Genomic DNA, 16,671 nt, shown 5'->3' with positions numbered 1-16,671 from the left:
CGCGGGCGGGCTGGTGGCCGCGGCCTCGGCGGGCGCCGTCGTGGTCTGCGCCGGGCTGGTCGCGGTGGCGATCAACACCATGGCGGCGGGTTCCGAGGTGCCGTCCATCGACAGGGACAGGCTCGCGGCGGCGGGGCCGAGCGCCGAGCCCGCCGTCACCGAGCCGACGAAGAGCCCGTCGCCGAAGCCGAACAGGACGCGCCCCAAGCCCACCCCGACGCAGAACCACCAGGTCCCCGACCCCACGCCCGAGGTCACCGAGGAGCCGGAACCGACCCGACCCCGACTCCGACCCCGACCCCGAAGCCCACCCCCACGAAGGGGACCCCGACGCCGACGCCGACCCCGACGCCGGTGGCGAAGAAGAAGGTGCCGAACGTCACCCAGCTGCCGCTCTCGGCGGCGCTCCAGCAGCTCAAGGCCGCCGGGCTCAGGGCGAAGACCCAGTACAGCGGCGCGTCGGAGACGCAGAAGTGCTGGATCGTCTACCAGCAGTACCCGCCCGCCGGGGAGATGCTGGATCCCCGGGTCCCGGTCGAGCTGGTCGCCGACGCGGTGCAGTGCGCCGGCGACCCGATGCCGACCCCCACGCCCACGGCCACCAAGGGCTGACCCGCGGGGGAGGCCCGGTCCGAAGGGACCCCGGGGCCTTCTCCGAGGCGGACCTCACACGCCGGTGGTGGTGCGCGGGTAGGCCACGGACGGGTCGGTGGCGATGTTCACCATGTACGGCACGCCGGAGTCGAACGCGCGGCGCAGCGCGGGACCGATCTGCGACGGGTCGGTGACGAGCTCGCCGCCGCCGCCCAGCGCGGTCACCACCTGGTCGTAGCGGCACTGCGGCTGGAGCTCGGCGGCCACGTCGTAGCCGTAGAGCATCTGCATGGGGTGCTTCTCCAAGCCCCACATGCCGTTGTTGCCGCAGATCATCACGACCGGCAGGCGGTGCCGTACGAGCGTGTCGACGTCCATCAGCGAGAAGCCGGCCGCGCCGTCGCCGAGCAGCAGCACGACCTGCGAGGAGGGCCGGGCCAGCCGGGCGGCGATCGCGTAGCCCAGGCCGGTGCCCAGGCAGCCGTACGGCCCCGGGTCGAGCCAGTTGCCCGGCTGGCGGGGCTCGACGTACTTGCCCGCGTAGGAGACGAAGTCGCCGCCGTCGCCGATCACCACGGCGTCGTCGGCGAGGATCCTGCCGAGCTCGCCGTAGATCCGCATCGGGTGGATCGGGTCGGAGGAGGACTCCAGCAGCTGCACGTCCCCGGCGATGGCCGCCCTGGACGCCTCGGCCAGGGTCGACAGCCACGGGGCGTAGGTCTTGGGGGAGACGCCCGCCTCGGCGCACGCCGAGGTCAGGCCCCAGAAGACCAGGGACAGGTCGCCGGCGGCGGCTCCGGCGGGCTTCATGTGCGTGGCGATCTGCGACGGCGCGTCGGCCAGGTGCACCACCTTGGCGAGGGGCGCGCCCTCCTTCCCCCCGAACCAGCCGTAGCCGAGCCGGAAGTCCAGCGGGGTGCCCGCCACGATCACCAGGTCGGCCTGGGAGAAGGCCAGCCCCCGGGCGCGGTTGACCAGCAGCTCGTGCCCGGCGGGCAGGATGCCGCGGCCCTGGCCGTTGGGGATGACCGGCAGGCGGTACTCCTCGGCGAAGCTCCGGGCGACCTCCTCGGCGCGGTCCATCCACACGTCGGAGCCGAGCACCAGGATCGGCCGCTCGGCCTCGGCGAGCAGCCGGGCGATCTGCGCGAGGGATCCCGCGTCGGGTTCGAGGGGCGAGGGGGTGAGCGTCTCGGTGCGGTGCTCGGCCGCCGGGGCGAACAGGTCGTCCATGTGGAAGTCGAGGAAGACCGGGCCCCGGTGCGGGGCGATGGCCGTGCGGAAGGCCATCTCGACGTCCTGCCCGACGGAGTCGGCGCCCGAGCCGGTGAAGGCGAGCTTGGTGACCGGCGCGAGCAGCGGCGGGTGGTCCATCTCCTGCAGCGCTCCGGAGCCCCAGCGGGACCGGGGGGCCCGCCCTCCCATGACGACGACGGGGGAGCCGTTGAAGTGCGCGGTGGCCACGCCGCTGACGCCGTTGGTGACGCCGGGTCCCGCGGTGAGCACGGCCAGGCCGGGCCTGCGGGTCAGGCGGGCGGTGGCCTCGGCGGCGAAGACCGCGCTCTGCTCGTGCCGTACGTCGAGGATGGACACGCCTTCGTGCACCGCCCCGTCGTAGAGCGGGAAGACGTGCCCGCCGGACAGGGTGAACATGGTTTCGATGCCGTAGGCCTTGGAGACGGCGACCGCGATGTCACCGGCGTGCTTGGGGGACTCCATACCGCGAAACCTACCAGTCAGTCACTTAGCCGGACAGGGGAGTTGCTCGGGGGTGTTCGTGGCCTTCTACCTCCCCAGATTCCCCCCTGTCACACGCGCGCGCACCGAGATCCGCGATACGGAGAGTTACCTTTCCGCCACGTTCCGATGACCGCGGCGGACGGCGGGATCACAGCGTGTCGGAGAGCGCCTTGATCGGCATCCGCAGGTCCGCCAGCAGGCCCAGGTCCTGCTCGGGGGTGCGGCCGAGGGTGGTCAGGTAGTTGCCGACGATGATCGCGTTGATCCCGCCGAGCATGCCGTCGCGGGTGCCCAGGTCGCCCAGGGTCAGCTCGCGGCCGCCGGCGTAGCGCAGGATCGTGCGGGGCAGCGCCAGCCGGAAGGCCGCGATCGTCTTGAGCGCCTCGCTCCCCTCCAGCAGCGGGAACCGCTCGAACGGCGTGCCGGGGCGCGGGTTGAGGAAGTTGAGCGGGACCTCGTCGGGCGCCAGCTCGCCGAGCTGCCCGGCGAACTCGGCCCGCTGCTCCAGCGTCTCGCCCATGCCCACGATGCCGCCGCAGCACAGCTCCATGCCGGCTTCGCGGACCATCAGGCAGGTGTCCCAGCGCTCCTGCCAGGTGTGGGTGGTGACGACCTTGCCGAAGTACGACTTCGCGGTCTCCAGGTTGTGGTTGTAGCGGTGCACGCCGAGGGCGGCCAGCTCCTCCACCTGCTCCGGGGTGAGCATGCCCAGCGAGCAGGCGACGTTGATGTCGACCGCCTCCCGGATCGCCGCCACGCCCTCGCGGATCTGGTCCATGAGCCGCCGGTCGGGCCCGCGCACGGCGGCCACGATGCAGAACTCCGTCGCGCCGGTCGCCGCCGTCTCCTTCGCCGCCTGGACGAGCGAGGGGATGTCCAGCCAGGCGGCGCGGACCGGGGAGGGGAACAGCCCCGACTGGGAGCAGAAGTGGCAGTCCTCGGGGCAGCCGCCGGTCTTGAGGGAGACGATGCCCTCGACCTCCACCTCCGGGCCGCACCACTTCATCCGCACCTCGTGCGCGAGGGCGAGGAGGTCGGCCAGGCGGTCGTCGGGCAGCTTCAGGCATTCCAGCGCCTGAGCCGTGTCGAGGCCCCGGCCCTCATCCAGGACCTGCACCCGGGCGATCTCGAGGATGTCGCTCAACTTCTGACTCCACTCTGCGGTGACGGCTAGGAGGAAACGAAGGGAACGGGGGACCCGGAACCGCGCGGGGCCGCGGAGGCCTCCGCCCGGCACCGCTCCGCGCCGTTCCGCGCTGATCGGCACTACGGGGACTACGGGGACTAGGGACTACGGGGAAAGCGTAAGGGTGCTCCTGAAGGCGGCGGGGTTGAACCCGCCGCCCAGGACCGGGCTCAGCCCCGAGCGCGCCACCCGGGCGAAGGACTCGCGGTCCAGCCCGCCGGCCCCCTCCGGCAGCACGCCCGCCAGCGGCCGGGCGGCCAGCATCTCCAGGTCCGCCACGTTGCACCGCTCGGCCAGGCCGGGCTCGGCCGGCCACGAGCCGATCACCACGCCGGCCAGGTCGAGACCGCGGCCAGCCACGGCCTCCAGCGTCAGCGCGGTGTGGTTGAGCGTGCCCAGCGCGGCCCTGGCCACCACCAGCACCGGCGCGTGCAGCATCCGGGCCAGGTCCGCGAGCGTGAACCCCTCCTCGTCGAAGCGGACGAGCAGCCCGCCCGCGCCCTCCACGACGACCAGCCGGTGCGACTCGGTCAGCTCCTTGATCCGCACGGCCGCCTCCGCGAGGGAGACCGGGGGCAGCCCCGTGACGCGCGCGGCGGCGGCCGGGGCCAGGGGATCGGGGAACCTGGCGAGCTCGAACGTGGTCGTCACCCCCGACAGCCGGATGACGTCGTCCAGGTCCCCGGGCTCGTTCTCGGCGACGCCGGTCTGCGCCGGTTTGACCACCGCGACGGTCGAGCCCCGCTCCCGCGCCAGCGCCGCCACGGCGGCCGTGACGACCGTCTTGCCCACCCCGGTGTCGGTCCCGGTGACCACGAGAATGCTCATCCGCCTCAGCCTACGGGGAGCCCGGCCGCGGGAGCGGGGCGGCGTGCCGCACGCTCCCGTCAGGGGCGGCGCAGGCGGGTGACGAACTTGTAGCGGTCGCCGCGGTAGAGCGACTGCGCCCACTCCACCGGGTTGCCGTCGGCGTCGAAGGCGTGCCGGGTGAGCAGCAGCATCGGCAGGCCGACGTCGACGCTCAGCACCTGGGCGTCGTACGGCGTCGCCAGCACGGTCTCGATGATCTCCTCGGCGTCCATCAGCCGCACGTTGTAGGCGTTGTGCAGCGTCTCGTACAGCGAGGAGTGCACCTCCAGCTCCCGCCGGAGCCGGGGGAAGCGGCGGGCCGACAGGTGGGTGGTGTCGATCGACATCGGCTCGCCGTTGGCCAGGCGGAGCCGGTGGATGCGGAGCACGCGCCCGCCGGGGTTGATGGCCAGCCGGCGGGCCAGCGGCTCGTCGGCCGTGACGTAGCTGATGTCCAGGATCTTGGTGTCGGGTTCCAGGCCGACGGTCCGCAGGTCACCGGTGTAGGAGGTGAGCTGGAGGACCTGGGCGACCTTCGGCTGCGCGACGAACGTGCCCTTGCCCTGGATGCGGACCAGCCGGCCCTCGACCACGAGCTCCGACAGCGCCTGGCGCACGGTGGTCCGCGACGTCTCGAAGCGGACCGCGAGCGTCCTCTCCGGAGGCAGCGCGCTGCCCGCCGGCAGGCTCTTGGTGAGGGAGAGGAGGCTCCGCTTGACGTCGTAGTACTTCGGGATCCGGGGGGAGTCGTCCGTCATGGAAGCTCCTCGCCCGCAGGCGCGGAACCCGCCCGGCCGGCCGTGCCGTGCCTGCCGTGCCGACCGGCCCGCTCACCGCGTTCGCTCACTTGCCCACCTTCATCTCGGCGACGGCGGTGAGAGCACCCCGGATCACCGCGAGATCATCGGAACTCAGATTGGCCCGCGCGGTCAACCGCAGGCAAGAGCGGCCGACCGGCACCGAGGGCGGCCGGAAGCATCCGGCCCGCACTCCGTGTTCCGCACAGATGGCGGCGGCCCGCAGTGCGGTCTCGGGCCGGCCGAGGACGACGGGGACGACCGCACCTGCCGGCTCGCCGGTCTCCAGGCCGAGTTCGCGGGCCATCGAGGCCAGCTCCCTCGCTCTGGTCCGCACGCGTCCGGGCAGTTCGGGCTGATGGTGAAGGATATCGACCGCGGCGAGTGCCGCCGCCACGCTGCCCGGCGCCAACCCGGTGTCGAAGATGAACGAGCGGCCCGTGTCCACCAGGGTCTCCACGACCTCGGGCGCGCCGAGCACGGCTCCGCCCTGGGAGCCCAGCGACTTCGACAGTGTGACCGTTCTCACAACCGTCCGTTCACCGGCCAGACCCGCGGCGTACACCGCGCCCCGCCCGCCGGGCCCCACCACGCCGAGCGAGTGCGCCTCGTCCACCACCAGCAGCGCGCCCTGCCGTACGGCCGCGGCGTGCAGCTCCTCCAGCGGGGCCAGGTCCCCGTCCACGGAGAAGACCGCGTCGGTGACGACGAGCGCGTGCTCCTCGGCGCGGTCGGCGAGGGCCTTCTCCACGGCGGCCGCGTCCCCGTGCGGGGTGACCGCCACGCGGGAGCGGGAGAGCCTGCAGGCGTCCACGATCGAGGCGTGGTTGCCCGCGTCGGAGACCACCAGCGCACCGGAGCCCAGCGCCGCGACGGCAGCCAGGTTGGCCAGGTAGCCGGAGGAGAAGACCAGCGCGCCCTCGGCTCCGGCGAAGGCGGTCAGCGCCTCCTCCAGCCGGGCGTGCAGCGCGGTGGAGCCGGTGACCAGGCGGGAGCCGGTGGAACCGGTGCCCCAGGTGCGGGCGGCCTCGGCGGCGGCCTCGGCCAGCCGCGGGTCCCTGGCCAGCCCGAGGTAGTCGTTGGAGGCCAGGTCGATCAGGCCGTCGTCGTCGGGCGTGCGGGCGCGCAGGGTCCGCCTCAGTCCTGCCGCGCGGCGTGCCTCGGCCGCGGTGCGCAGGCGGGCCAGGGGATCAGGGGTCTGCTCCATGGGGGCATCTTCGCAGTTCCGGATCGGCCGATTCGCGTTCAGGCCAGCAAAGAACGCATGATGCACGGGTGCCGACTCTTAGCGACCTGGCGGTCCGCCACACCGCGCTCGACGATGCGGACCTCGAGTGGATGCACTCGCTGGTCTCCGACTGGCAGCTCCTGGCCGATCTGTCGTTCGCCGACCTCATCCTGTGGATCCCCCTGAAGGACGGGTCGGGGTGGATCGCGGTCGCGCAGATGCGCCCCACCACCGGGCCCACCGTCTACCACGACGACGTGGTGGGCTCGATCATCGCCAAGGGCGAGCGCGAGCTCATCGACACCGCCTGGGACGAGCGGAGGATCTGCCGCGAGGGGGACCCTGACTGGTCCACCGGCGTCCCGGTGCGGGAGGAGACCATCCCGGTCCGGCGGGCGGCCCCGGTACGGCGGGCGGACCCGGCCGGAGGCGCCCTGGGCGGATGCGCACCCGGCGGGCCCGCGTCCGGTGGGCTCGTGCTCAGCGAGCCCGCGTCCGGTAGGCCCGTGTCCGGCGGGTCCGCCTCCGGCGGGTCCGCCTCCGGCGGGGCGGCGAACGGGACCGCCCCCATCGGGCCGCCGAACGGGGCGGCTCCCGGGCAGCGCTACCTCGGGGTGATCCAGCGCTCGACGAACCTGTCGTCGGCGCGCACGCCGTCCCGCCTGGAGCTCACCTACCTGCAGAGCGCCTCGGACCTGGCCCAGATGGTGGCCGAGGGCCGCTTCCCGTTCTCCGGCGCGGAGCCGATCCTGGTCCGCTCGCCGCGCGTGGGCGACGGCCTGCTCCGGCTGGACCGGGCGGGCCGGGTGACCTACGCCTCGCCCAACGCCCTGTCGGCCTACCGGCGGCTGGGCCTGACCGCGGACCTGGTCGGCGCGGAGCTGGGCCGTACGACCGCCACGCTCTGCTACGCCGACGAGCCCATCAACGAGAACCTGATGATCGTGGCGAGCGGCCGGGAGCCCCGGGAGACCGAGGTGGAGTCGGGCGGCACGGTGGTGCAGCTGCGGGCGATCCCGCTGGTGGTCGGGGGCGGGCGGATCGGCGCGCTGGTGCTCATCCGCGACGTGACCGAGCTGCGGCGGCGCGAGCGCGAGCTGATGACCAAGGACGCCACCATCCGGGAGATCCACCACCGGGTGAAGAACAACCTCCAGACGGTGGCGGCGCTGCTGCGGCTGCAGGCCAGGCGGCTGCGGGTGCCGGAGGGGCGGGAGGCCCTGGAGGAGGCGGTGCGCCGGGTCGGATCGATCGCGATCGTGCACGAGACGCTGTCCCACACGCCCGAGGAGCAGGTGGACTTCGACGACATCGCCGACCGGGTGATCGCGATGGCCAGCGAGGTGTCGGCCCCGGAGGCGCAGGTGGTGCCGCGCCGCGTGGGGACGTTCGGGGTGCTGAAGTCGGAGATCGCCACCCCGTTGGCGATGGTCCTCACCGAGCTGCTGCAGAACGCGGTCCAGCACGGGCTGGCGCAGCGGCCGGGCAGGCTCCAGGTGATCGTCTCGCGGGAGGCCGACCGGCTGGACGTGATCGTCTCCGACGACGGCGCCGGCCTGCCGGAGGGGTTCGACCTCGAGTCGTCCACCAGCCTGGGCCTGCAGATCGTACGGACCCTGGTGGTGGGGGAGCTCTCCGGGCGGCTGGCCATCGAGCCGCGTCAGGGCGGCGGGACCGAGGTCACCCTGGCGATCCCCCTGCCGGGGGCCTGACGCGGCCTGCGGCGGAGCGGCCGGGGGCGGGTGCGGGCCGTGCCTCAGCCGGTGTCTCAGGCGGTGGCGCGGGCGCGGGCGCGGGCCGTGCGGCGCTTGAAGGCGCGGCGCTCGTCCTCGCTCAGGCCGCCCCAGACGCCGGCGTCCTGGCCGGACTCCAGGGCCCACTTCAGGCAGGACTCGCTCACGCTGCACGTACGGCAGACCTGCTTGGCCTCTTCGATCTGCATCAGGGCGGGGCCGGTGTTGCCGATCGGGAAGAACAGCTCGGGGTCCACGTCACGGCAGGCAGCTCGGTGGCGCCAGTCCATGCGTCCACTCCTTCGTAAGAGGAGCCCTTGCGCGGCTCCGACGGCTCACTTTGTGAAGACTTTCACTAACAAGCGCGAGCAACCTCCCGGTCCTGGGTCGGTCCGGGAGTGTTCGCGGTGATCGCCGGTGATCTCAGAGTGAAGGTGGCCACTCAAAGGTCCTACGTTCCGACGTCACTGTTGAGAGTGTCAGCTACCCAGAGGGCAGGCAAGAGGTTTGGTAAAAGGTTTTGGGGGATAAGAGTGTCGGATACGTCACACAATGACGATATGTAACCCGCTATGCCAGTACTTGTAACGCATTGGGGGTAGAGCGGAAGATCACCTGCTCGACCTCCCCCAGATAGTCGCCGTCGAGCTGGAAGGCCACCGGCCGCTCGGCGGTCAGTGTGAACTCCTTCTCGTCGTGGAGCTGGACCAGGTGCCGGCCGGTCGGCAGGGTGTCGCGCGTGCCCATGATCTGCGGCATCAGGTTGAGCATGGACGGCAGGCCGAGGCGCTGGAGCCCCAGCAGGTCCAGGCCCGTCTCGAAGCTCGCCCACGGGGTCGGGCAGACCGGCCGGGGCCCCACGTAGCTCCAGGGCGAGGTGTTGGAGACCACCGCCATGAAGATGCCGTCGGCCGGCGGCACCCCGGGGCCCTCCAGGCGGATCGCGGCGCGGCGCTTGTCGGTCGACAGGTAGTGGCGCAGCGCGGTGTTCACGTAGCGCGCCGGAGTGGCCTTGCGGCCCGTGCCGCGCATCCCCTCGACCGCCCGGATGACCTCGGCGTCGTATCCCAGGCCGCTGCAGAAGGTGAAGTAGCGGCTCTGCCCGTCCCAGAGGGCCCGGCCGAGCCCGACCGTGCGCCGCCGGTCGCGGCCGACCGCCTCCAGCACCACCCCGGTGGCCTCGACCGGGTCGTTCGGCAGGCCGAGCGCCCGGGCGAACACGTTCGCGCTCCCGCCGGGGATCACCAGCAGCGCCGGCCGGTCGGCCGCCACCTCGCCGTCCTCGGCGTCGAGCAGGCCGTTCACCGTCTCGTTGATCGTGCCGTCGCCGCCGAGCACCGCGACCACGCCGAACCCGTCGGCGTGGGCCGTACGGGCGAGGTGGGCCGCGTGCCCCCGGTAGCCGGTCTCCTCGACCGTCAGCTCCATCGTCGCGCCCAGCGCCCTGATGAGCACGTCCCGCGTCCGCTGGTTGGTGGTCGTGGCCTTGGGGTTCACCAGGAGCATCGCGCGCATGGCGTCAGCGTATCCGGCAATAACGGCACAGAGGCGGCGAAAGGGGTGTCTATCGGCGTCGGCTGTAGGGTTGCCCTGTGCAGAACCGCCCGCCGACCCTCACCGTCGCCGCCGCCGTCCTCGCGCTGGAAGGACTCACCGCCCTGCTCCTCGGCGGCTACGTCGCGGTCGAGACCGTGGCCGGGAACCCGTCCGACGCGATGAGCTCGGCCTTCGTCGCCGGTTTCGGGCTCCTCGTGGGAGCGATCCTGCTCCGGGTGGCCTGGGGACTGCTGCGGGCCGAGAAGTGGACGCGGAGCCCGGGGGTGCTGACCCAGATCTTCATGGTCCCGGTCGTGGTCACGCTCTTCCAGTCGGACCGGGCGCTGCCCGGCGGCCTCCTGGCCGCCGCGGTGGTGACCGCGCTGGCCGCGCTGCTCTCCCCGCCGACGACCCGGATCCTCTACGGGGACGCGGAGCCGTCGGACGGGGTCGGGAGCGACGGGGCCTGAGCGGGTCAGTCTTCGGCCGTGAGGCCCTCGCGGAGCTGGGTCAGGGTCCTGGCCAGCAGCCGGGAGACGTGCATCTGCGAGATGCCCAGTTCGGTGGCGATCTGCGACTGCGTCATGTTGCCGAAGAACCGCAGCAGCAGGATCCGCTTCTCGCGCGGCGGGAGCCGTTCGAGCAGCGGCTTGAGCGACTCGCGGTACTCGACGCCCTCCAGGGAGTCGTCCACGATGCCCAGGGAGTCGGCCACCGCGGGCGCGTCGTCGTCCCCGGAATCGGGGGCGTCCAGGGAGACCGTGGAGTAGGCGTTGGCCGACTCCAGACCCTCGAGCACCTCCTCCTCGGTCATCTTCAGGAACGCCGCGAGCTCGGCGACGGTGGGCGCCCGCCCCTCGCGCTGCGAGAGCTCGCTGATCGCCTTGGTGAGCGAGAGCTTCAGCTCCTGCAGGCGGCGCGGCACCCGGACCGCCCAGCCCTTGTCGCGGAAGTGCCGCTTGATCTCGCCCACGATGGTGGGCGTGGCGTAGGTGGAGAACTCCACCCCGCGGTCCAGGTCGAAGCGGTCGATCGACTTGATCAGGCCGATGGTGGCGACCTGCGTCAGGTCGTCGAGCCACTCGCCCCGGTTGCGGAAGCGCCGGGCGAGGTATTCGACCAGGGGCAGGTGGAGCTCGACGAGCTCGTCACGGATGCGCTGGCGTCGCGGGTCGTCGGGGGTCAACTCCGCCAGTTCACCGAAGAGCGTGCGCGCGCGAACCCTGTCGGGGACCGCGTGGTCGCTGGTGGCCATGGCACGAGTCCTTTCCGTCACGCCGGCCTCGCCGCGCCTCGACGCTTGCGGAGCACGATCGCCATACGGTCGGGGAAGTCGGTGACGGCGTCCACGTCGTCGGCCAGGGCGGTGAGCACCATCCAGGCGAACTCGTCGCGCTTGGGCGGGGAGCTGCCCACCGTGCTGACCTCGACCCGGACCCGCATCTCCTGCCCGGTGAGCTCGAACTCGGCCGTCAGGTCGGTGCCCGGGACGGCCTGGGTCAACAACATCGCACACGCCTCGTCGACCGCGATCCGGAGATCCTCGATCTCGTCCAGCGTGAAGTCCAGACGGGCGGCCAGCCCTGCGGTGGCCGTACGTAAAACGGACAGATATGCGCTCACAGCCGGCAGCCGGACGCTCACCACGTCACGGATCCCGCCCGCGTCGACCGCGGGCGCCTCGGTGTGCTCAGTCACGTTCCTCCTCGCAAGGTCGCTGACTGCAACCTACCGTCCCCAGGTGGCTGTTGGCCCGATCAGACTCGCGATCCGGATGATTTGGAACGGGAAAAAAGGGCGTTCCGCGAGGTGGGAGGAGCGGCGTACCGGCACCCCGCGGGGCGCCGGTACGCCGTGCCCTGCGCGGTCGCCGATCCCGCGGCGGATCGGGCGGCGGCGGATCAGGCGGCCTTGGTCTCCCAGAAGATCTTGGAGATCTCCTCGATCTTGGCCAGGAGCTCGTCGGCCTTGGAGGAGTCGACGGTGCCCTTGGCCGCGGCGGCGCCCGCCAGCTTGGTGGCCTCCCAGAACAGCTGGTGCAGCTGAGGGTAGGCCTCCAGGTGCTGCGGCTTGAAGTAGTCGGTCCACAGCACCCACAGGTGGTGCTTGACCAGCTGGGCCCGCTCCTCCTTGATGACCAGCGCGCGCGTGCGGAAGACCGGGTCCTCGTTGGCGGCGTACTTCTCCATGATGGCCTTGACGGACTCGGCCTCGATGCGGGCCTGGGCCGGGTCGTACACGCCGCAGGGCAGGTCGCAGTGGGCGGACGCGACGTGCCTGGGGCGCAGAAGTCGTGCGAGCATCGGAAAATCCTTCCTTGATGCTGAGATCAGCATGGTCCTCGAACGACCTTACTCGCCTCCGCCAGGCCCGCGCTGAAAGGGGTTCCCGCTCATGAGAGTCCGTGTCGAGGGGGATTCCATGCTGCCCGCGCTGCGCCCCGGCGACTGGCTCTGGGTACGGCGCGGCGCCCCGGTCCGGGCCGGGGACCTCGTCCTCGCCCGGCTCCCCGCCGACGAGTCCCGGCTGATCGTCAAACGCGCCGCGTGGCGCGACGGCGAGGGCTGGTGGCTGGAGAGCGACAACCAGCGCGCCCCCGGCCGCCGGGACAGCTGGGACTTCGGCCCGGTCCCGGTGGTGGGCCGGGTGGTCGCGCGCTACCGGCCGCCGCTGTCCTGGCCGACCTTCTTCCGGGCCCGGTAGGCGGCGACGTTCGCCCGGCTGGCGCACCGCTCCGAGCAGTAGCGCCGGGACCGGTTGGAGGAGGTGTCGAGGTAGGCCCGGCGGCACGGCGCCGCCCGGCAGAGGCCGAGCCGGTCGGGGCCGAGGTCGGTGACGATGGTGGCCAGGCCCATCACCGCGCCCACGATGTACTGGTCGCAGAAGCGCCCGCCCTCGGTGAGGTGCAGGTGCCACGGCTCGCCGTCGTGGTCGGCGATCTGCGGGTGGACCGGGTGGCGGCGGAGCAGCGCGTTGAGCCGGTCGACGACCCCCCGCTCGTTCCCGCCGGCCGCGGCCTCGAAGACGGCCACGAGCTCCTCGCGCAGCCCGCGCAGGGCGTCGAGGTCCCCGGGGGTGAGGCGGTCGGCCCGCGGGGGGCGGCCGCTCTCCTCCAGCAGGGCCCGCAGCCCTTCCAGGCCGGCGAGGCGGTCGGGGCCGTTGACGAGCAGCACGGCCAGCTCGGCGTAGGAGATCAGGTCCACCGGAGTTTCCGTAGGGGAGTCGGGGTAAGGGGTGTTCAGGGGTTCAAGTATTACATGTGAGCGGGTTAACGTCCCCGGTAACGAAAGTGTGCGCCACCTGTCACCTGCCGGAGTCTCACCATGTGGCACAATCGAGCAACGGGTGACCCCCGAACCCCTCCAGGCGACCGTCTCCAGCGAGCACGTCCCGAGCGGCTACCGAAGCCGGGCCAGCCTCCTGCGGCGCCTACGAAGGAAATGTCCGTCTGACTGATTACAGGGGTCGCTGTGGCAATCTCGCCCTCTTCCATCTCCATCGAAGCCCTCGATCTGGATCCGGCCTTCGCCCTGCACCGCGGGGGCAAGCTGGAGGTCCGCTCCACCGTCCCGGTCCGCAACGCCGACGACCTGTCCCTCGCCTACACCCCGGGCGTGGCCAAGGTCTGCACCGCGATCGCCGAGGAGCCCGAGCTCGCATCCGACTACACCTGGGTCTCGAACGTCGTGGCCGTCGTCTCCGACGGCACCGCGGTGCTCGGGCTCGGTGACATCGGTCCCGCCGCCGCCATGCCCGTCATGGAGGGCAAGGCCCTGCTGTTCAAGGAGTTCGCCGGCGTCGACGCCGTGCCGATCTGCCTCGACTGCACCGACGTGGACGCCCTGGTCGAGACCGTCGTCCGGCTGGCGCCCTCGTTCGGCGGCATCAACCTGGAGGACATCAGCGCGCCCCGGTGCTTCGAGGTCGAGGACCGGCTGCGCGAACTGCTGGACATCCCGGTCTTCCACGACGACCAGCACGGCACCGCGATCGTCGTGCTCGCCGCGCTGAAGAACGCCGCCCGGCTGACCGGCCGCTCGCTGGGCGACCTGCGGGCCGTGGTGGCGGGCGCCGGCGCCTCCGGCGTCGCGGTCAGCCGCATCCTGCTGAACGCCGGCATCGGCGACATCGCGGTCTCCGACTCCAAGGGCATCGTTCACCGGGGCCGCGGCGACCTCAACCCGGTCAAGGAGGCGCTGGCCCGCGACACGAACCGGGCGGACCTGCGCGGCTCCACCGAGGAGGCGCTGGCCGGGGCCGACGTGTTCGTCGGACTGTCGGGCTCGACGGTCTCCGAGCGGGCCATCGCCTCGATGGCGCCCGACGCGATCGTCTTCGCGCTGTCCAACCCGACGCCCGAGGTCCACCCCGAGGTCGCCAGGAAGCACGCCCGGGTGGTCGCCACCGGCCGCTCGGACTTCCCCAACCAGATCAACAACGTGCTGGCCTTCCCCGGCGTCTTCCGCGGGGCGCTCGACGTGCGGGCCACCACCATCACCGAGAACATGAAGGTCGCCGCCGCCGAGGCGCTGGCCGCCGTGGTCGGCGACGACGAGCTCTCGGCCGACTACGTGATCCCCAGCCCGTTCGACGAGCGGGTCGCCCCCGCGGTCACCGCCGCGGTCGTCTCCCAGGCCCGGGCCGACGGGGTCGCCCGGCTCTAGCCCGCGCCGGTCCTCCCCGAAGACGCCCCCGCCCGACCGGCGGGGGCGTCTTCTTTACCGATGAATCTCAATTCTTTTACGGAACGTGCTATAACAAGTTCTCTCCGTTACTTTTACCTTCCGGGCGGGGCGCGCGCGGGCAATCGGTGAGCCCGCGGACGGCCCGTGCGCGCCCTCATGCGCTCCGGTGATTCTCGACGGCGAGGAGAACGATGGAACGCCAGCCGAACCGCTCCCTCCAGCGGCTCATCGCCGAGGCCGGGTTCACCTACAAGGGGTTGGCCCGCAACCTCAACGAGCTCGGCCGGGCGCGCGGCCTGTCCGGGCTGAAGTACGACCACAGCTCCGTCCTGCGCTGGCTCGGCGGCCAGCGCCCGCGCGAGCCGGTCCCGGCCCTGCTCGCGGAGATCTTCTCGCTGCGCCTCGGCCGGACGGTCACCCCGGAGGACATGGACATGTCCGCGACGACTACCCCCCTCGATGTGGGGCAGGAGTTCCCGCACACCTGGCACGAGGGGGTCGCGAGCGTGACGGCATTGTGGCGGGCGGACGTGGAGCGGCGGCGGTTCCTGGTCGACTCCACCTTCGCTATCGGAGCCGGTTCGGTCGGAGCGGTGCGCTGGCTGACCCTCCCCGCGGAGGCCCGCCCCGCCGCGGGCGGCTCCCGGCGGGTGGGCATGGCCGACATCGCCGCGATCCGGGAGGTCACCCGGTCCTTCGGCGAGCTGGACAACCGGTTCGGCGGCGGCCGGATCCGCTCGGCGGTGGTGAAGTACCTCGACACGGCCGTCGCCCCGCTGCTCAACGACGGCTCCTACGCCGAGGCCACCGGCAGGGAGCTCGCCTCGGCCGCCGCCGAGCTGACCCGGCTGGCCGGCTGGATGGCCTACGACCTGGAGCACCACGGGGTCGCCCAGCGCTACCTCATCCAGGCGCTGCGCCTGGCCCGGGGAGCGGGGGACCACGGTCTCGGCGGGGAGATCCTCGCCGGGATGAGCCACCAGGCCGCCTACATCGGGCAGCCCGCCCACGCCCTCGACCTCGCCCGGGCCGCCCAGCTCTCGGCCCAGCGCGCGGGGGTCTTCTCCCTGCTGGCCGAGGCGCACGTGCTGGAGGCGCACGCGCAGGCGCTGCTGGGCGACCGTACGGCCTGCCGCGCCGCGCTGCACCAGGCGGAGCTGGCCTTCGACCGCAGGAAGCCCGGCGACGAGCCCGAGTGGATCGCCTACTTCGACGAGGCCTACCTGTCGGCCAAGGTCGCCCACTGCTTCCGCGACCTGCGCGACGGGACGCAGGCCGTACGGCACGCGCGGCGGTCGCTGGAGATGGACGGGCGGTTCGTGCGCGGGCGCATGTTCAACCTGTCGCTGCTGGCGGCGGGGCTGCTGGAGTGCGGCGAGCTGGAGGAGGCCTGCACGGCGGCGGGCGAGGCGCTGGAGCTGGCGGGGGGCCTTCAGTCGGCCCGGACCCGCTCCTACGTGACCGACCTGCGCCGGCGGCTGGACCCGTACGCCGCGGAGCCCCCGGTGGTGGAGCTGGACGAGCGGATCAGGGAGCTCACCCCGGCCTGACCGGCGGGCGGATGGGCTCGCCTCGGCGTGAGCGGGGAGCGGGCCAGGGGGCTCGTCCCGGCGTGAGCGGGGAGCGGGAGGACGCGAGAAGGGGCCCGGCGGCGTGCCGGACCCCTTTCCTCCGCCCTGCGGGGGCGGCGCCGTGCTCCTGCTTGAGCCCTTACTTGAGGAGCTCGCCCTTGTCGCCGACGATCCGCGCGTCGCGGACCCTGAGCGCCTCGCGGTAGACGCCCGCGGCGTCACCGTCGAAGTACGGCGAGCTGATGAAGTCCACCCGGTCGTTGCCGTCCTGGTCGTGGAAGGCGCTGGTCACGCCGTTGACGTAGCCGAGGCGCTTGGCGTTGCTGTACTTCAACAGCCAGGGGCCGCCGTCGGCGCCGCCGGTCATCGAGCACTTCAGCGCCAGGTGGTTCTGGATCTCGTAGGCGTTGGCGGCGTAGGTGCGGGTGTTGGTCCTGCCGTAGCAGTACTTCATGGTCACGCCGGTGAACGGCTTGTCTCCGTCGGGGTGCGCCTCGCCGGGGTAGCCGAAGGCGTAGACCGGCTGGCCGACCTTCTGGTTCCAGGCGAAGCCCTGGCCGCCGACGGTGTCACCGAGGCGGCCGACGTCCTTGACGAGGCCGAGGATGACGTGGACCTTCTTGTAGTACTTGAGGTCCGAGCCCGGCTTGACCCACTGCTGGACGTAGTAGCGGGTGACCGAGAAGGGCTGGCCCTCCTTGCTGAGGGTGCCCAGGTTCTTGGGGTCCTTGTCCAGCTTGGTCCACTCGTCC

The 16,671-nt window shown here is 72.3% G+C and carries 19 protein-coding genes; 6 read left to right on the top strand and 13 right to left on the bottom strand.

Annotated elements, in window-relative coordinates:
* Positions 1–258: hypothetical protein (locus tag ACWJ6R_RS04135; RefSeq protein ID WP_449060902.1), on the bottom strand; the 258-nt coding region annotated here is incomplete at its 3' end.
* A gap of 96 nt (positions 259–354) precedes the next feature.
* Between ACWJ6R_RS04135 and ACWJ6R_RS04130 the strand changes: the two genes are divergently transcribed.
* Positions 355–612, top strand: coding sequence for a PASTA domain-containing protein (locus tag ACWJ6R_RS04130; protein ID WP_449060901.1), 258 nt, complete (start codon positions 355–357; stop codon positions 610–612).
* Between the two features lie 54 nt (positions 613–666).
* Here the strand turns inward: ACWJ6R_RS04130 and ACWJ6R_RS04125 are convergent, their stop codons facing one another.
* The 5 genes from ACWJ6R_RS04125 to ACWJ6R_RS04105 all read right to left on the bottom strand — a co-directional run bounded on the left by ACWJ6R_RS04125 (position 667) and on the right by ACWJ6R_RS04105 (position 6,373).
* On the bottom strand, positions 667–2,313 hold the full coding sequence (locus ACWJ6R_RS04125) for an acetolactate synthase (protein ID WP_449060900.1): 1,647 nt from the start codon (positions 2,311–2,313) through the stop codon (positions 667–669).
* A 169-nt stretch (positions 2,314–2,482) separates the two neighbouring features.
* On the bottom strand, positions 2,483–3,478 hold the full coding sequence (bioB, locus tag ACWJ6R_RS04120) for a biotin synthase BioB (protein WP_449060899.1): 996 nt from the start codon (positions 3,476–3,478) through the stop codon (positions 2,483–2,485).
* A gap of 147 nt (positions 3,479–3,625) precedes the next feature.
* A complete protein-coding gene (bioD, locus tag ACWJ6R_RS04115; protein ID WP_449060898.1) occupies positions 3,626–4,348 on the bottom strand; it encodes a dethiobiotin synthase in 723 nt (240 codons plus the stop codon).
* A gap of 59 nt (positions 4,349–4,407) precedes the next feature.
* Positions 4,408–5,127, bottom strand: coding sequence for a GntR family transcriptional regulator (locus ACWJ6R_RS04110; protein WP_068897754.1), 720 nt, complete (start codon positions 5,125–5,127; stop codon positions 4,408–4,410).
* Between the two features lie 85 nt (positions 5,128–5,212).
* A complete protein-coding gene (locus tag ACWJ6R_RS04105) occupies positions 5,213–6,373 on the bottom strand; it encodes an 8-amino-7-oxononanoate synthase (protein WP_449060897.1) in 1,161 nt (386 codons plus the stop codon).
* An 86-nt stretch (positions 6,374–6,459) separates the two neighbouring features.
* On the opposite strand from ACWJ6R_RS04105, the gene ACWJ6R_RS04100 reads away from it, so the two are divergent.
* Positions 6,460–8,106 carry a sensor histidine kinase gene (locus tag ACWJ6R_RS04100; protein ID WP_449060903.1) on the top strand — a complete coding sequence of 549 codons (1,647 nt, stop codon included), beginning with the start codon at positions 6,460–6,462 and terminating at the stop codon, positions 8,104–8,106.
* A gap of 56 nt (positions 8,107–8,162) precedes the next feature.
* On the opposite strand, the gene ACWJ6R_RS04095 is transcribed toward ACWJ6R_RS04100, so the two are convergent.
* Together ACWJ6R_RS04095 and ACWJ6R_RS04090 are read right to left on the bottom strand one after the other, a co-directional pair.
* The gene (locus tag ACWJ6R_RS04095; protein ID WP_449060896.1) at positions 8,163–8,417 is read right to left on the bottom strand and encodes a WhiB family transcriptional regulator; all 255 of its coding nucleotides are present in this window, start codon (positions 8,415–8,417) and stop codon (positions 8,163–8,165) included.
* 280 nt (positions 8,418–8,697) lie between these two features.
* The gene (locus tag ACWJ6R_RS04090) at positions 8,698–9,642 is read right to left on the bottom strand and encodes a diacylglycerol/lipid kinase family protein (RefSeq protein WP_449060895.1); all 945 of its coding nucleotides are present in this window, start codon (positions 9,640–9,642) and stop codon (positions 8,698–8,700) included.
* Between the two features lie 77 nt (positions 9,643–9,719).
* Here ACWJ6R_RS04090 and ACWJ6R_RS04085 point away from each other — a divergent pair, with 77 nt between their 5' ends.
* Positions 9,720–10,133 carry a hypothetical protein gene (locus ACWJ6R_RS04085; protein WP_449060894.1) on the top strand — a complete coding sequence of 138 codons (414 nt, stop codon included), beginning with the start codon at positions 9,720–9,722 and terminating at the stop codon, positions 10,131–10,133.
* 5 nt (positions 10,134–10,138) lie between these two features.
* Here the strand turns inward: ACWJ6R_RS04085 and ACWJ6R_RS04080 are convergent, their stop codons facing one another.
* The 3 genes from ACWJ6R_RS04080 to sodN all read right to left on the bottom strand — a co-directional run bounded on the left by ACWJ6R_RS04080 (position 10,139) and on the right by sodN (position 11,966).
* Complete coding sequence (locus ACWJ6R_RS04080; protein WP_203872270.1) at positions 10,139–10,918, bottom strand: RNA polymerase sigma factor SigF; 780 nt, start codon at positions 10,916–10,918, stop codon at positions 10,139–10,141.
* Between the two features lie 17 nt (positions 10,919–10,935).
* On the bottom strand, positions 10,936–11,361 hold the full coding sequence (locus tag ACWJ6R_RS04075; protein WP_449060893.1) for an anti-sigma factor: 426 nt from the start codon (positions 11,359–11,361) through the stop codon (positions 10,936–10,938).
* Between the two features lie 203 nt (positions 11,362–11,564).
* Positions 11,565–11,966, bottom strand: coding sequence for a superoxide dismutase, Ni (gene sodN, locus ACWJ6R_RS04070; RefSeq protein WP_449060892.1), 402 nt, complete (start codon positions 11,964–11,966; stop codon positions 11,565–11,567).
* A 91-nt stretch (positions 11,967–12,057) separates the two neighbouring features.
* Here sodN and ACWJ6R_RS04065 point away from each other — a divergent pair, with 91 nt between their 5' ends.
* On the top strand, positions 12,058–12,366 hold the full coding sequence (locus ACWJ6R_RS04065) for a S24 family peptidase (protein ID WP_449060891.1): 309 nt from the start codon (positions 12,058–12,060) through the stop codon (positions 12,364–12,366).
* On the opposite strand, the gene ACWJ6R_RS04060 is transcribed toward ACWJ6R_RS04065, so the two are convergent.
* The gene (locus tag ACWJ6R_RS04060; protein WP_449060890.1) at positions 12,321–12,866 is read right to left on the bottom strand and encodes a CGNR zinc finger domain-containing protein; all 546 of its coding nucleotides are present in this window, start codon (positions 12,864–12,866) and stop codon (positions 12,321–12,323) included. The two genes, ACWJ6R_RS04065 and ACWJ6R_RS04060, sit on opposite strands and share 46 nt — an antisense overlap.
* 267 nt (positions 12,867–13,133) lie before the next feature.
* Here ACWJ6R_RS04060 and ACWJ6R_RS04055 point away from each other — a divergent pair, with 267 nt between their 5' ends.
* Together ACWJ6R_RS04055 and ACWJ6R_RS04050 are read left to right on the top strand one after the other, a co-directional pair.
* Positions 13,134–14,327 carry an NAD(P)-dependent malic enzyme gene (locus ACWJ6R_RS04055; RefSeq protein ID WP_449060889.1) on the top strand — a complete coding sequence of 398 codons (1,194 nt, stop codon included), beginning with the start codon at positions 13,134–13,136 and terminating at the stop codon, positions 14,325–14,327.
* Positions 14,328–14,539: 212 nt separating this feature from the next.
* Positions 14,540–15,898: a hypothetical protein gene (locus ACWJ6R_RS04050; RefSeq protein WP_449060888.1), complete on the top strand. Its 1,359-nt coding sequence runs from the start codon at positions 14,540–14,542 to the stop codon at positions 15,896–15,898.
* Between the two features lie 160 nt (positions 15,899–16,058).
* Here the strand turns inward: ACWJ6R_RS04050 and ACWJ6R_RS04045 are convergent.
* A partial coding sequence (locus tag ACWJ6R_RS04045; RefSeq protein WP_449060887.1) for a trypsin-like serine peptidase occupies positions 16,059–16,671 on the bottom strand: 613 nt, incomplete at its 5' end.

This window comes from Planomonospora algeriensis, from assembly GCF_977012225.1.
The sequence above is the reverse complement of the archived record's forward strand: the minus strand, read 5'-3'. Positions and strand labels throughout refer to the sequence as shown.